17 protein-coding genes are annotated in these 13,321 nt (G+C 66.3%); 14 read left to right on the top strand and 3 right to left on the bottom strand.

The window, feature by feature from the left end; genetic code table 11:
* Nucleotides 1–8: 8 nt before the first annotated feature.
* Nucleotides 9–1,160: a phosphate ABC transporter substrate-binding protein PstS gene (gene pstS / locus G6N33_RS07815; RefSeq protein ID WP_044512847.1), complete on the bottom strand. Its 1,152-nt coding sequence runs from the start codon at nt 1,158–1,160 to the stop codon at nt 9–11.
* A 315-nt stretch (nt 1,161–1,475) separates the two neighbouring features.
* Between pstS and G6N33_RS07810 the strand changes: the two genes are divergently transcribed.
* The 13 genes from G6N33_RS07810 to G6N33_RS07750 all read left to right on the top strand — a co-directional run bounded on the left by G6N33_RS07810 (nt 1,476) and on the right by G6N33_RS07750 (nt 9,625).
* On the top strand, nt 1,476–2,468 hold the full coding sequence (locus tag G6N33_RS07810; RefSeq protein ID WP_044509833.1) for a DUF4436 domain-containing protein: 993 nt from the start codon (nt 1,476–1,478) through the stop codon (nt 2,466–2,468).
* A gap of 31 nt (nt 2,469–2,499) precedes the next feature.
* Nucleotides 2,500–4,005: an HNH endonuclease signature motif containing protein gene (locus G6N33_RS07805; protein WP_101528771.1), complete on the top strand. Its 1,506-nt coding sequence runs from the start codon at nt 2,500–2,502 to the stop codon at nt 4,003–4,005.
* Nucleotides 4,006–4,254: 249 nt separating this feature from the next.
* Entirely contained in the window at nt 4,255–4,623 is a 369-nt protein-coding gene (gene rplN / locus G6N33_RS07800; protein WP_003403649.1) for a 50S ribosomal protein L14, read from the top strand.
* Nucleotides 4,624–4,941, top strand: a complete 318-nt coding sequence (gene rplX, locus G6N33_RS07795) for a 50S ribosomal protein L24 (protein WP_044509834.1) — start codon at nt 4,624–4,626, stop codon at nt 4,939–4,941.
* A 1-nt stretch (nt 4,942) separates the two neighbouring features.
* Entirely contained in the window at nt 4,943–5,506 is a 564-nt protein-coding gene (gene rplE / locus G6N33_RS07790; protein WP_044509835.1) for a 50S ribosomal protein L5, read from the top strand.
* 2 nt (nt 5,507–5,508) lie between these two features.
* Nucleotides 5,509–5,694: a type Z 30S ribosomal protein S14 gene (locus G6N33_RS07785; RefSeq protein ID WP_003873499.1), complete on the top strand. Its 186-nt coding sequence runs from the start codon at nt 5,509–5,511 to the stop codon at nt 5,692–5,694.
* 132 nt (nt 5,695–5,826) lie between these two features.
* Nucleotides 5,827–6,225: a 30S ribosomal protein S8 gene (gene rpsH, locus G6N33_RS07780; protein WP_044509836.1), complete on the top strand. Its 399-nt coding sequence runs from the start codon at nt 5,827–5,829 to the stop codon at nt 6,223–6,225.
* A gap of 25 nt (nt 6,226–6,250) precedes the next feature.
* Complete coding sequence (rplF, locus tag G6N33_RS07775; protein ID WP_044509837.1) at nt 6,251–6,790, top strand: 50S ribosomal protein L6; 540 nt, start codon at nt 6,251–6,253, stop codon at nt 6,788–6,790.
* Between the two features lie 38 nt (nt 6,791–6,828).
* Nucleotides 6,829–7,197, top strand: a complete 369-nt coding sequence (rplR, locus tag G6N33_RS07770; RefSeq protein WP_101528781.1) for a 50S ribosomal protein L18 — start codon at nt 6,829–6,831, stop codon at nt 7,195–7,197.
* A gap of 22 nt (nt 7,198–7,219) precedes the next feature.
* Nucleotides 7,220–7,894 carry a 30S ribosomal protein S5 gene (gene rpsE, locus G6N33_RS07765; protein WP_044509839.1) on the top strand — a complete coding sequence of 225 codons (675 nt, stop codon included), beginning with the start codon at nt 7,220–7,222 and terminating at the stop codon, nt 7,892–7,894.
* Complete coding sequence (gene rpmD, locus G6N33_RS07760; RefSeq protein WP_044509840.1) at nt 7,894–8,091, top strand: 50S ribosomal protein L30; 198 nt, start codon at nt 7,894–7,896, stop codon at nt 8,089–8,091. The genes rpsE and rpmD overlap by 1 nt, the downstream gene beginning before the upstream one ends.
* The gene (gene rplO, locus G6N33_RS07755; RefSeq protein WP_044509841.1) at nt 8,088–8,531 is read left to right on the top strand and encodes a 50S ribosomal protein L15; all 444 of its coding nucleotides are present in this window, start codon (nt 8,088–8,090) and stop codon (nt 8,529–8,531) included. Before rpmD ends, rplO begins: the two co-directional genes overlap by 4 nt.
* A gap of 185 nt (nt 8,532–8,716) precedes the next feature.
* Nucleotides 8,717–9,625 carry an alpha/beta hydrolase gene (locus G6N33_RS07750; protein WP_044509842.1) on the top strand — a complete coding sequence of 303 codons (909 nt, stop codon included), beginning with the start codon at nt 8,717–8,719 and terminating at the stop codon, nt 9,623–9,625.
* Here G6N33_RS07750 and G6N33_RS07745 read toward each other — a convergent pair whose 3' ends face one another.
* The gene (locus tag G6N33_RS07745; protein ID WP_044509843.1) at nt 9,626–10,552 is read right to left on the bottom strand and encodes an LLM class flavin-dependent oxidoreductase; all 927 of its coding nucleotides are present in this window, start codon (nt 10,550–10,552) and stop codon (nt 9,626–9,628) included.
* A 39-nt stretch (nt 10,553–10,591) separates the two neighbouring features.
* Here G6N33_RS07745 and sppA point away from each other — a divergent pair, with 39 nt between their 5' ends.
* Entirely contained in the window at nt 10,592–12,388 is a 1,797-nt protein-coding gene (gene sppA, locus G6N33_RS07740; protein ID WP_101528770.1) for a signal peptide peptidase SppA, read from the top strand.
* Here the strand turns inward: sppA and G6N33_RS07730 are convergent.
* On the bottom strand, nt 12,385–13,320 hold the full coding sequence (locus tag G6N33_RS07730; protein ID WP_044509845.1) for a class I SAM-dependent methyltransferase: 936 nt from the start codon (nt 13,318–13,320) through the stop codon (nt 12,385–12,387). The genes sppA and G6N33_RS07730 overlap by 4 nt on opposite strands.
* Nucleotide 13,321: the final 1 nt, after the last annotated feature.

The raw sequence follows: 13,321 nt of genomic DNA, 5'->3' as shown, positions 1-13,321 counted from the left end.
GCACGAGGTTACCCGGCATTCGCTATCGGCGTCGAGGTGATGGCGTCGATTGCGCTGAACACCCGCGACTGGAACTCGGGTGGCAACGGGATATAGCCGTTCCTGTCCAGGTCGGCCTGGCCTGGACCGACGGCGGCCTGCAGGAAGGCCTTCACCGCCTGGCCGACACTGGGGTCGGGGTATTTCGAACAGACGATTTCGTAGGTGACCATCACGATCGGATAGAGGTCGGGCTGGGTGGGGTTGTAAAAGGACGAGGTATCGAGCACCAGGTCGTTGCCCTTGCCGGTGATCTTCGCGTTGGCGATGGTCCTTCCGACGGTGTCGACGCCAATACGTACCGGGCGCAACGATTTCCGGCTCGCGGAGGTCTTGATTTGGGCGGCGAACAGTCCTTCCTGCAGCGCGAACGACAATTCGTTGTAGGAAATCGCGCCCTCGGTGTTCTTCACCTCTGCGGAGGTGCCGATGTTGCCGTACGCGCTGGTGCCGACCCCGCCGTTGAACACTTTGCCGCCGCCGCGGTCCCAGGCACCTGAGGACGCGGCCTGCAGATACGCCTGAAAGTGGGCGCTGGTCCCGGACGGGTCCGCTCGATAGACGACGTGAATGTTTTCCGGGGGCATCGACGCGTTGAGCGCGGTGATGGCGGGATCGTCCCACCGGGTGATGCTGCCGTTGAAGATCCTGGCCAGCGTGGGCGCATCGAGCACCAGCGAATCGATGGCGTTGATGTTGTAGGTGATTGCGATCGGGCCAAAGACCACCGGCAGGTTCCACGCATCGGCACCATTGCAACGCTGTTTGGCCGCCGCGTATTGCTCGTCGGTCAGCGGCAAGTCGGATCCGGCGAAATCGCTCCTGCCCGAGAGGAAGTCGCTGACACCGGAGCCCGACCCGTTAGCGGTGTAGGAAAGGTTTTGGCCCGTGCAAGCGTTCGAGTAAGCGTCGATGAATTTCCGCATGGCATTTGCCTGGGCGGTCGAGCCGCTGGCGGAGATTTGTTGTTTGCCGCCACAATCGACTCTGGATCCATGGGCATAGGGCAGGGCGGTGTGCGATGGGGTGCCGCAGCCCGCGAGTATCAGTGTGCTCGCGGCGAGCACGTGCTTGATGGCGACCCGTCGGTGATGCTTCCCGCGGCGTTTTTTCCTCGGGATTGGGTGGGGCACCCTACCGCCAGATGTCGACACACGTCGACAATTACAGCTATCGCGGCGACCCGTAAAGAAACATCAGGTGAATTGCCGACTTCGAGTGGGCAATCGGAAGCCGACCGGTCGGGAGCTTGCCACCAGGGATTCGCTGGTTCGTCGATCGCCGGCTGCCGCCGCGCGTTAACGCCGACTTGCCGGCAGATGAAAATAGCGCCTCTGGCATGGGATTTCGCCGCGCCGACAGCGCCGAAATTCGTACCATCTGGCCGTGTCGTCCCTATCCGATGGATTTAGCCGGCGAGTTGCTGAGCGGAACCAATGACCACCGAAACAGCGGCGGCCCCGGCGCCACCGAGCCCGGATCGGCGGCGAACGTCGGGAGCCCGTGGTGTCTTTGGCTATCTCAACAGGCACCGGCCGCACATCTCACTCGCCGCGCTCGTTCTGGCCGTTGTCATCGGCGCCTATATCTTTTCGTTGTTCGGCGTCCACTACCTGCAGCGGTCAGCGGGTCCGTTGCCGCCGCTGGATTTGAGCCAAGGTGGCGGCAACGACACGATCGTGCAGTTGCGGCTCGACGACCTCAAAACGACCGGCAATCGACTCAAGGTTGACGTGCTGGTTTATCCGCCGGACTCGTTGTACGACAAGAGATTCGACGTACTCAACACCGACGTCGCGGTCCGCCTGTACCCAACGAGCGACCTCGGCGATCTGCAGTTCCCGGCCGGCAAGGCCGCGGCTCAGGTGGAAACCATTATCGAAGCCCACGGCGATCCCGCCAACTGGCCTTTCGACACCTACACGACCGAGAAGATCTCCGCCGACACCCTTATTGGTTCCGGTGACCGCCGCAAGAAGCTGCCGGCCCGGGTCGAGGTCACCGGCGGGCTGGACGGTTGGGACGTCAAGGTAGAGCGGGTGGACGAGACCAGCGCCGTGAGCTCGCGCGTCCCCGACGACGCTGCGTTGGTCATCACCATGAAGCGCGCCAAGGGCCCGCTGGTGTTCGACCTGTTCATCTGCGTGGTACTGGTCACGCTGCCCACCTTGGCGCTGTTGGTGGCCATCCCGATGGTGCTGGGCAAGAGAAAATTCGTGCCACCGTTCGGTACCTGGTACGCCGCGATGCTGTTCGCGATCGCCCCGCTGCGCAACATCCTGCCCGGCTCGCCGCCGCCGGGATCCTGGATCGACCAGGCGGTAGTGCAATGGGTGCTGATCGCGTTGGTGGTGGCGATGAGCCTGTACATCATTGCTTGGGTCCGGCAGGGCGACGGACTCCCGGATAGCTCGGCTGCTTCGCGGTAACTCGTCGGCACCCCGTGGCATAATCGAACTTATGTTCGAATCGCTGGAATCGGCGGTCGCCGAGTTCGACGAGCTCTTTGAGCGGCGTTACCCGTCGACGACGCCGGAGTCGGCGGCGCTGCTCGAGCGCGTCTCGTGCTTCTCGCGAACCGAGAACCGTTCGGCGGCAGCGCAATTGGCGGCGATCGGGGAGTTGTTCGCTCATCGGTTGTCGCGGTGCGGGGAGTCCGAGGAGTGGGCGGTAGATACCGAGGCGGCCGTGGCCGCCGAGGTGGCGGCCGAGCTGCGGATCAGTCAGGGATTGGCGGCCAGTCGGGTCCGGTATGCGCGGGCACTACGCGAGCGGCTGCCACGCGTGGCGGAGGTATTCGCTGCCGGGGACATCGACTTTCGGATGGTGCAGACGCTGGTGTATCGCACCGACCTGCTCACCGACGCCGACGTGCTGGCGGTCGTGGACGCACAGTTGGCGGCCACGGTGGCGCGCTGGCCCGCGCTGACCCCCGCCCGGTTGGCGGCGCAGGTGGACAAGGTGGTGGCCCGGGCCGACGCGGATGCGGTGCGTCGACGCCGTAACCGCGCGGCGGGCCGGGAGGTGTGGATCGGTGAGATGGGCGACGGCTTGGCCCGCGTCGAGGGCGTGATGTTCGGTCCGGATGCTGCCGCGCTGGATACGCGCCTGGACGCGATGGCGGCCACCGTCTGTGCGCAGGATCCGCGCACCCGCGAGCAGCGCCGGGCGGATGCGTTGGGCGCGCTCGCGGCCGGGGCGGATCGGCTGGGGTGCCGGTGTGGGCGCGCCGAGTGCGCGGCTGGCACCCAGCGCGCGGCCGCTCCGCTGGTCATCCACGTGATCGCCGAGCAGTCCACCGTGTCCGGCCAGGGCGGCGCGCCGGGCTACCAGCTCGGCGCGCAGGGATTGATTCCGGCCGAGCTGGTCGCCGAATTGGCCGCCGCGGCCAAACACGTGCCGCTGATTCACCCCGCCGATGCCGCACCGGAGCCCGGCTATGTGCCCTCGGCGGCGCTGGCTGATTTCGTGCGGTGCCGCGATCTGACCTGCCGCTGGCCGGGCTGCGAGTGCCCGGCGGTGGCCTGCGATATCGACCGCACCGTTCCGTACAGCGCCGGCGGGCCCACGCACGCGAGCAATCTCAAGTGCTATTGCCGCACCCATCATTTGGTGAAAACGTTCTGGGGCTGGGCCGAAAAGCAGCTGCCCGACGGCACCCTGATCCTGACCTCCCCGGCCGGTCGCACCCACGTGACCACGCCGGGCAGCGCCCTGCTGTTCCCCAGCCTGTGCCGGGCCACCGGGGCCATCGCGGCCGCCGAAGTCGACGTGCCGCTGGACTACTGCGCCGACCGCACCGCCATGATGCCCCGCCGGCGTCGGACTCGCTCCCAAGACCGCACCACCCGCGTCGCCGTCGAACGCCGAAAAAATCGAGAGTCCCGCACCGCCCGGCGCGCCCCCGTACCGCACCACCCCGGCCCGGCCCCACCCGAGGGCGACGACGAACCACCGCCCTTCTAGGTGGAGGAATGCTCCATGCCCACATCAGGCCTACACCCGGGCCGTTTTCGGTTCGGCCGCGAATTTGGCGCTGAGCAGCTCGTCACCTAGACTCTAGGGGTTGCCTTGGGCAGACCTCGGCCGGTGTGAGTCGGCCCCGCGTGCCCTTCGGTGACAAAGACCGCGCACGTCAGGTTGGTGGGCTTCGCCTGTTGGAGCCTTGCCGAGGCGTTTCCTGCCGTGCACACGTGAACTCAGTCAGGAGATCGAGTGATTCAGCAGGAATCGCGGCTGAAGGTCGCCGACAACACCGGCGCCAAGGAGATCTTGTGCATCCGGGTGCTCGGTGGTTCGTCGCGACGTTACGCCGGCATCGGTGATGTCATCGTCGCCACCGTGAAAGACGCCATCCCCGGCGGCAACGTCAAGCGGGGTGATGTCGTCAAGGCCGTCGTGGTGCGCACCGTCAAGGAGCGCCGGCGTCCCGACGGCAGCTACATCAAGTTCGACGAGAACGCCGCGGTGATCATCAAGCCAGACAACGACCCGCGTGGAACTCGCATCTTCGGGCCGGTGGGGCGCGAACTGCGCGAGAAGCGATTCATGAAGATCATCTCGCTGGCTCCGGAGGTTTTGTAAATGAAGGTCAAGAAGGACGACACCGTCCTGGTGATCGCGGGTAAGGACAAGGGCGCCAAAGGCAAGGTGCTGAAGGTCTACCCCGACCGCAATCGGGTGCTGGTCGAGGGTGTCAACGCGATCAAGAAGCACACCGCCATTTCGACCAACCAGCGCGGCGCGCGGTCGGGCGGGATTGTCACGCAGGAAGCGCCGATCGACGCCTCCAATGTCATGGTCGTCGACTCCGACGGCAAGCCGACCCGCGTCGGGTACCGGATCGACGAGGAAACCGGCAAGCGCGTCCGCATCTCGAAGCGCAACGGCAAGGACATCTAGCATGACTACCGCAGAAAAGATTCAGCCGCGCCTGAAAGAGCGCTACCGCAACGAGATTCGCGATGCGCTCAACAAGGAGTTCGGCTACCGCAACGTCATGCAGATCCCGACGGTGACCAAGGTCGTCGTCAACATGGGGGTCGGCGACGCCGCTCGCGATGCCAAGCTGATCAACGGCGCCGTCAGCGACTTGGCGCTGATCACCGGGCAGCGACCCGAAATTCGGAAGGCCCGCAAGTCCATCGCGCAGTTCAAGCTGCGCGAGGGCATGCCGATCGGCGCCCGGGTGACGCTGCGTGGCGACCGCATGTGGGAGTTCCTCGACCGGCTGACGTCGATCGCGTTGCCGCGTATTCGTGACTTCCGCGGGCTTTCGCCCAAGCAGTTCGACGGTGTCGGCAACTACACCTTCGGCCTGTCCGAGCAGTCGGTGTTCCACGAGATCGACGTGGACAAGATCGACCGGGTTCGCGGCATGGACATCAACGTCGTCACCTCGGCGACAACCGACGACGAAGGACGAGCGCTGTTGCGGGCCCTCGGCTTTCCGTTCAAGGAGAACTGAGCATGGCAAAGAAGGCACTGGTCAACAAGGCCGCGCGCAAGCCGAAGTTCGCTGTGCGCGGCTACACGCGCTGCAACAAATGTGGCCGCCCGCGCGCGGTCTTCCGCAAATTCGGCCTGTGCCGGATCTGCTTGCGCGAGATGGCGCACGCGGGCGAGCTGCCCGGCGTGCAGAAGAGCAGCTGGTAACAGCCGAGATCCCAGGACCAACCCAGAACAGGTGCGCGACAGGCCCGAACCGGGAACCATCGCGAGGAAGGTTATAGACGCTGTCATGACAATGACGATGCAGAGCGCAGCGATGAAGAGGAGTGGCGCTCGATGACAATGACGGACCCGATCGCAGACTTCTTGACACGTCTGCGCAACGCCAACTCGGCGTACCACGACGAGGTGACCCTGCCTCACTCGAAGATCAAGGCGAACATCGCCCAGATCCTCAAAAGCGAGGGTTACATCAGCGATTTCCGCACCGAAGACGCTCGGGTCGGCAAGTCGCTGGTCGTTCAGCTCAAGTACGGCCCGAGCCGGGAACGCAGCATCGCCGGCCTGCGCCGGGTGTCTAAGCCCGGTCTGCGCGTGTATGCGAAATCCACCAATCTGCCGCGAGTGCTCGGTGGTCTGGGCGTGGCGATCATCTCGACCTCCTCGGGCCTGCTCACCGACCGTCAGGCAGCCAGACAGGGCGTGGGCGGCGAAGTCCTCGCGTACGTGTGGTAGGCGGGGAGAGGTAACGGAAAAGACTATGTCGCGCATTGGTAAGAAGCCGATTCCGGTTCCCGCAGGAGTCGACGTCACGATCGACGGCCAGAAGGTCTCGGTGAAGGGCCCCAAGGGCACCCTCGACCTGACCGTGGCAGAGCCCATCACGGTAGAGCGCAGCGAAGACGGCGCCATCGTGGTCAACCGTCCCAACGACGAGCGGGAAAGCCGTTCGTTGCACGGGCTGTCGCGGACGCTGGTCTCCAACCTGGTCACCGGCGTCACGCAGGGTTACACCACCAAGATGGAAATATTCGGCGTCGGCTACCGGGTACAGCTCAAGGGCTCCAACCTCGAGTTCGCGCTCGGGTACAGCCATCCCGTCGTGATCGAAGCCCCGGAGGGCATCACCTTCGCGGTCGAGACGCCGACGAAGTTCAGTGTCACCGGAATCGACAAGCAAAAGGTCGGCCAGATTTCGGCGAACATCCGTCGTCTGCGCCGCCCGGACCCGTACAAGGGCAAGGGCGTGCGCTACGAGGGTGAGCAGGTCCGCCGCAAGGTCGGAAAGACAGGTAAGTAGTCATGGCGCAAAAGCAAGCTACCGCCGAACGTAAGCCGGTGGGGCAGAGCGTATCTGCAACTCGCCGGGTCTCTCGGCTGCGTCGGCACGCCCGCCTGCGTAAGAAGATCTCGGGCACCCCGCAGCGCCCGCGGTTGGTGGTGAACCGCTCCGCACGGCATATCCACGTCCAACTGGTCAACGACGAGAACGGCACCACGGTGGCCGCCGCTTCGTCGATCGAGGCCGACGTGCGTGGCCTGGACGGGGACAAGAAATCCCGCAGCGTGCGGGTCGGCCAGTTGATCGCCGAGCGCGCAAAGGCCGCCGGCATCGACAGCGTGGTGTTCGACCGTGGCGGATACACCTACGGCGGACGGATCGCGGCCCTGGCGGATGCCGCCCGCGAGAACGGATTGAAATTCTGATGACAACTGGAAGGACCGCATAATGGCGGAGCAGTCCGCTGGAGGCCAAGGCGCTCCGGACAGCCGCGACGGCCGCGATTCCCGCGATTCCCGTGACGGCCGGGGTCGGCGCGACGGCGGCCGTGGCCGCGACCGCGACGGCGACAAGAGCAACTATCTCGAGCGGGTCGTTGCCATCAATCGTGTTTCCAAGGTGGTCAAGGGTGGTCGGCGATTCAGCTTCACCGCCCTGGTCATCGTGGGTGACGGCGCCGGCATGGTCGGCGTCGGCTACGGCAAGGCCAAGGAGGTTCCGGCCGCGATCGCCAAGGGTGTGGAAGAGGCACGTAAGGGCTTCTTCCGGGTCCCGCTGATCGGCGGAACTATCACGCACCCGGTGCAGGGCGAGGCGGCCGCCGGGGTGGTGCTGCTCCGCCCGGCCAGCCCGGGTACCGGTGTGATCGCCGGTGGGGCGGCCCGTGCCGTGCTGGAATGCGCTGGGGTGCACGACATCCTGGCCAAGTCGCTGGGCAGCGACAACGCGATCAACGTGGTGCACGCCACGGTGGCCGCGCTCAAGTTGCTGCAGCGCCCGGAGGAGGTGGCCGCACGCCGCGGTCTGCCGATCGAGGATGTCGCCCCCGCCGGGATGCTCAAGGCACGACGTGAAAGCGAAGCGCTGGCTGCAACTGCCGCGCGCGAGGGAACGGCACAGTAATGAGCCAGTTGAAAATCACCCAGGTGCGCAGCACCATCGGTGCCCGCTGGAAGCAGCGTGAGAGCCTGCGCACCTTGGGCCTGCGACGGATTCGCCATTCGGTGGTTCGCGAGGACAACCCACAGACCCGCGGGCTGATCGCCGTGGTGAGCCACCTCGTCGAGGTGGAGTCGGCGCCTGAAGGGAAAACACAGTGACCATCAAGCTGCACGACCTCAAGCCCGCTCCCGGGTCGAAGACGCCGCGGACCCGCGTCGGTCGCGGCGAGGGATCCAAGGGTAAGACCGCCGGTCGCGGTACCAAGGGCACCAAGGCACGCAAGAACGTGCCGACCACCTTCGAGGGTGGTCAGATGCCGATCCACATGCGGCTGCCCAAGCTCAAGGGATTCAAGAACCGATTCCGCACCGAGTACGAGATCGTCAATGTCGGTGACATCGCCCGGCTGTTCCCCGAAGGCGGTGCCATCGGCATCGCGGAACTGGTCGCCAAGGGTGCGGTCCGCAAGAACTCGTTGGTGAAGGTCCTGGGCGACGGCGACCTGACCGTCAAGGTCGAGGTGTCCGCGCACAAGTTCAGCGGCAGCGCCCGCGAGAAGATCACCGCCGCCGGCGGCTCGGCCACCGAGGTCTCCTAACCTTTTCAGGCGTTCCAGCACGGTATCCGCGCGAATGCGCGCGGGTGCCGTGCTTTCGTCGTATTAGCGCGTAATGCGTTAGCAGGCACCGTTATCGCACCCCGACCTTGACGACGCCGCGGCCATAGGATAGCGTTCGTTATATAACGTTAGTTATCCAATACCCCTCGGGAAAGGTGATCGCAATGGTCAGCACACAAGCGAAGGAGTTCGCCGACTTCTTCGGGGCCCTGAGTGCCCGCTCCGCCAACCCCAACTTCGAGCTGGGCACGGTACGCGACGTCATCGAGACGATGCATGTCGCGACCACCGAGCCCGAGGGCGTCAGCTACGCCGAAGTGGACGCCGGGGGTGTGCAGGCGCTGTGGTGCATTCCCGCCGACAGCGACCCGAATCGGGTGCTGCTGCACAACCACATGGGCGGCACCGTCGTTGCCTCGATGTACTCCGACCGCAAGGCCGCGGCACACATTGCGAAGGCAGCGGGCGCCCGGGCGCTGGTGCTTAACTTCCGGCGGTCACCCGAGCACAAGTTCCCGGCCCAGATCGAAGATGTACGCGCTGCCTACGACTGGCTACTGCAGCAGGGCTATCAGCCGGAAAACATTGCCAGCGTTGGCCATTCGATCGGCGGCAATTTCGCGGTTGGGCTGGCCATCGCACTGCGCGACGAGGGCGCCGCGATGCCGGGGGCGATCGTATCCATATCCCCGTGGGTCGACCTGACGCTGAGCAACGAAACCTACACCAGCAACGGTGAGCGCGATCGACTGCTATCGCGTCCGCTCGCGGAGTTCTTCCGGTCGTGCTGGCTGGATGGCACCGGGGTCAGCCCCAACGACCCGCGGGTGAGTCTGATCGATGCGGACCTCTCTGGCCTGCCGCCGATGGCGGTGTTCTGGGGCAGCGACGAGGTGCTTGCCGGCGAGGACGCGGAGTTCGCCCGTCGCGCCGAGGCCGCCGGCACCGAGGTGCTGGCGCGCGAGGTCGAGGCCGGGCAACACTCCTTCATCATCGGTGCCGGCTGGGTGCCTGAGGTCGACGATGCGATCGCCGAGATCGGCAAGTGGCTGACAACCAAACTCGGACGCTGATCAATTCAGCCGTGGAATAACCTCTGCGGCAAGGCGTTCCATCTGTTCGCGATTCTCCGGCACGTCGAGGCCCAGGGGATTGAGCAGCAGCGTCTGCGCGCCCGCGGCGATCACTTCTTTGAGCCCACGGGCGACGTCGTCGGGTGTGCCCGACACCGGAAAGGTTTCCACGCCGGGCATCTGGCCGTAGAGGCGGCGCAGGCCGTCGAGTACCCGCTCGCGAGCGCGGGCCGCATCGTCGTCGATCATCAGGTAGACGCGTTTCCTGATCGGGAAGTGCGCCGGATCCTTGCCCTGCTCGGCGAGTTCACGACGGACGATGGGGACCGTGGCGGCGAACGCTTCGGTGCTCGACGCGCCTGCGCCCATGTAGGCGTCACCATGGCGCACCGCCCGGGCCAGCGCCTTGGGCGCCATCCCGCCGAACCAGATCGGCGGGTGCGGCCGCTGTATCGGCTTGGGCTGGAACGGTAGGTCGTCGACGTCGCGGAACCGGCCATGGAAGTTCACCGTCGGGTCGTCGGACCACGCCGCCTTCATCAATGTCAGCCCCTCGGTGAAATATGAGATGAAGGTGTCTTTTTCGACACCGAAGGCGGCGAGCGACGGACCGCCGCGACCCGGTGCGACCCCGACGTCGAGCCGGCCGTGGCTAATCCGATCGAGCGTGGTTACCGCGGAGGCCAACTGCAGTGGCTCGTGTTGGGACGTCACCAGCACCGCCACCCCCAGCCGCAGCCGTTCCGTGTACGCCGCGCAGAAGGACAGCAGCTCCAGCGGTGCGAGCAGTGGTGCCCGGCCGATGGTCTGCTCGAGCGTCCAGATTCCCTCGAAGCCGAGTTCCTCGGACCGCTCCACGAAGGAGCGCAGCCCCGCGCGGTCGAAGTCGTGGTAGTCGAACTGGGGGATGGCGATCGAAAAATCCACCCGCTCACCCTACGGGCGTTCATCGGTACGCTGCAGAGCATGTTCGCCTTTTTGCCCTCGCTGCCCGGAGTCGACGACGTACGCGCCCTGGCCGAGCGCGTCGACACCGTCCGCCACCACGGCGTCCCGAACGGCTGCGTGCTCGAACTCAACCTGCGCTCGGTGCCGCCCGAGACATCGGGATTCGACCCGCTGGCACTGGTCACCGGGGCGGAGCGTCCGCTGGCGCTGCGCGAGGCCGTCACCGCCGTCCACCGCGCGGCCGAAGACTCCCGGGTCGCCGGGCTCATCGCGCGTGTGCAGCTCTCGGCCGCCCCGCCCGCGGCGGTCCAGGAGTTGCGCGAGGCAATCGTGGCCTTCAGCGCCGTCAAGCCGTCGCTGGCGTGGGCCGAGACCTACCCGGGCACGCTGTCCTATTACCTTGCCTCGGCTTTCGGCGAGGTCTGGATGCAGCCCTCGGGCAGCGTCGGGCTCATCGGCTTTGCCAGCAACGCCAATTTTCTGCGCACCGCGCTCGACAAGGCGGGCATCGACGCCGAATTTGTGGCCAGGGGTGAATACAAGTCCGCGGCAAACGTTTTCACCGAGCACGGCTTCACCGAGGCCCACCGCGAAGCCGTAACCCGGATGCTGGAGAGCCTGCAAGACCAGGTGTGGCGTGCGATCGCCGAGTCACGCAGCATCGACGTCGCCGCGCTGGACACCCTGGCCGACCGGGCCCCCCTGTTGCGTGAGGACGCCGTGGCTTCCGGCCTGGTCGACCGGATCGGCTTCCGCGACCAGGCTCATACCAGGATCGCGGAATTGGTCGGCGTGGAAGGAGTTTCGGCGGACCACGCCGAGAGCGACCCGGAAAAGCTTGCGCCGCGGCTCACTCTGGCGCGCTACGCCGCTGCGGCCCGGCCTCGGCTGGTGCCACCGGCGCCGTCGCTTCCGGGCCGCCGGTCCAAGCCGACCCTTGCGGTCATCACGCTGCAGGGCCCGATCGTCACCGGGCGCGGCGGGCCGCAGCTGCTGCCGTTCGGTCACTCGGCTGTCGGCGGTGACACCATTGCCGCCGCGCTGCGGGAGGCGGCCGGCGACGACTCGGTCTCGGCGATCGTGCTGCGCATCGACAGCCCCGGCGGATCGGTCACGGCGTCGGAAACCATTTGGCGCGAGGTGGCGCGGGCACGTGAAGGCGGCAAGCCGGTCGTCGCGTCGATGGGTTCGGTGGCGGCGTCCGGGGGTTACTACGCGGCGATGGCCGCCGACGTGATCGTGGCCAACCCGGCCACCATCACCGGCTCGATCGGGGTGATCACCGGCAAGCTGGTGTTCCGCGATCTCAAGGAGCGGCTGGGCATCGTGTCAGATGCGGTGCGCACCAACGCGAATGCCGACGCCTGGTCGACCGATGTGCCGTTCACGGCGCAGCAGCGAGCCGACCGGGAAGCCGAAGCGGACCTGATCTACGCCGATTTCGTCGAACGCGTCGCGCAGGGCCGCAGGCGCAGCACCGAGGACGTCGACGCCGTCGCTCGGGGACGGGTGTGGACAGGCGCCGACGCGCTCGAGCGGGGCCTGGTCGACGAACTCGGTGGCCTGCGTACCGCGGTGCGCCGCGCCAAGATCCTCGCCGGCCTGAACGAGGACGCCGACGTGCGCATCGTCAGCTACCCCGGATCGTCGCTGCTGAACCTGGTGCGGCCGCGGGCGTCCTCCCAGCCGGCCGCCGCGTCGCTGCCGGACGCCCTGGGCGTGTTGATCGGCCGCACGGTCGCCACGATCATGCAAAACCTCGAGGAAGCGGTCAACGGCGCCAGCGTGCTGTGGCTGGGGGAGTCGCGCTTCTAACCGGCCTCTGTTGAACCTGCGTCGGCGAACCGGCCGCTGATGAAGATGATCTCGCCGAGCGGGTCGTCGTGCTCTGGCGGCGGAACGTCGATGCCGTGCTGCTCGAACAGCTCCGTGCGCGTCACGCCCTGGGCCTTCCAGCCTTTGGCGCTCAGGTAGTCGACCACATGGCTGCGCTCCCCGGCGTACACCAGCGATGCCATGTCGATGTCCACCCCGTGGTCCCGGAACGAGTTGGACATCTCCCGGACCTTTTCCGCGTCGAAATCGACTATGCCAGGCACGAATTCGGTGGCTATCGTGCTGCCGGGGGCACTGAGCGAGGTGATGTTGTCGAACAATCGGTCCTGAGCTTCCGGTGGAAGGTAGATCAGCAACCCTTCGGCCAGCCAGGCGGACGGCGCGGCCGGGTCGAATCCAGCGGCCCGCAACGCCGTCGGCCAGTCGGCACGCAGGTCGATCGGGATGGCGCGCCGAGTGGCCGTCGGCTGAGCGCCGATGCCGGCCAAAGTGGTTGTCTTGAACTCGATCACCTGCGGTTGGTCGACTTCGTAGACCACGGTCGACGCGGGCCAGTCCAACCGGTAGGCGCGGGAGTCCAATCCGGAGGCCAAAATCACCACCTGACGCACGCCGCCGGCGACGGCATCGCCCAAGTAGTCGTCGAAGTACCTGGTGCGCACCGCTATTCCGTCGACCATCGCCCGCATGCGGACCGGGGTGACATTCTCGATCGCGGAGAAATCGAGCTCGCCATCCATCATCTTGGTGAAGAAATCCAGGCCCACCGCACGCACCAACGGCGCGGCGAACGGGTCGCTGATCAAACCACGAGGGTCGTTGGACGCCATGGCGCGGCCGGCCGCGACCATGGTTGCGGTGGCGCCCACGCTGGACGCGAGGTCCCAGTTGTCGTCGTGCGCACGGGGCATG

Origin of the sequence: Mycobacterium simiae, from assembly GCF_010727605.1 — a bacterium.
Classification (GTDB): domain Bacteria; phylum Actinomycetota; class Actinomycetes; order Mycobacteriales; family Mycobacteriaceae; genus Mycobacterium; species Mycobacterium simiae.
Note: the sequence above shows the minus strand (reverse complement) of the source record. Positions and strands in the feature narration are given on the sequence as shown.

What these genes read in the sequence shown, in the direction of transcription:
- G6N33_RS07805 (WP_101528771.1), top strand. Translation starts at nt 2,500, where the DNA reads ATGTTCGAATCGCTGGAATCGGCGGTCGCCGAGTTCGACGAGCTCTTT.
- G6N33_RS07730 (WP_044509845.1), bottom strand. Translation starts at nt 13,320, where the DNA reads ATGCCCCGTGCGCACGACGACAACTGGGACCTCGCGTCCAGCGTGGGC.
- rpsH (WP_044509836.1), top strand. Translation starts at nt 5,827, where the DNA reads ATGACAATGACGGACCCGATCGCAGACTTCTTGACACGTCTGCGCAAC.
- G6N33_RS07785 (WP_003873499.1), top strand. Translation starts at nt 5,509, where the DNA reads ATGGCAAAGAAGGCACTGGTCAACAAGGCCGCGCGCAAGCCGAAGTTC.
- G6N33_RS07750 (WP_044509842.1), top strand. Translation starts at nt 8,717, where the DNA reads ATGGTCAGCACACAAGCGAAGGAGTTCGCCGACTTCTTCGGGGCCCTG.
- rplX (WP_044509834.1), top strand. Translation starts at nt 4,624, where the DNA reads ATGAAGGTCAAGAAGGACGACACCGTCCTGGTGATCGCGGGTAAGGAC.
- rplF (WP_044509837.1), top strand. Translation starts at nt 6,251, where the DNA reads ATGTCGCGCATTGGTAAGAAGCCGATTCCGGTTCCCGCAGGAGTCGAC.
- rplE (WP_044509835.1), top strand. Translation starts at nt 4,943, where the DNA reads ATGACTACCGCAGAAAAGATTCAGCCGCGCCTGAAAGAGCGCTACCGC.
- rpmD (WP_044509840.1), top strand. Translation starts at nt 7,894, where the DNA reads ATGAGCCAGTTGAAAATCACCCAGGTGCGCAGCACCATCGGTGCCCGC.
- rpsE (WP_044509839.1), top strand. Translation starts at nt 7,220, where the DNA reads ATGGCGGAGCAGTCCGCTGGAGGCCAAGGCGCTCCGGACAGCCGCGAC.
- G6N33_RS07810 (WP_044509833.1), top strand. Translation starts at nt 1,476, where the DNA reads ATGACCACCGAAACAGCGGCGGCCCCGGCGCCACCGAGCCCGGATCGG.
- sppA (WP_101528770.1), top strand. Translation starts at nt 10,592, where the DNA reads ATGTTCGCCTTTTTGCCCTCGCTGCCCGGAGTCGACGACGTACGCGCC.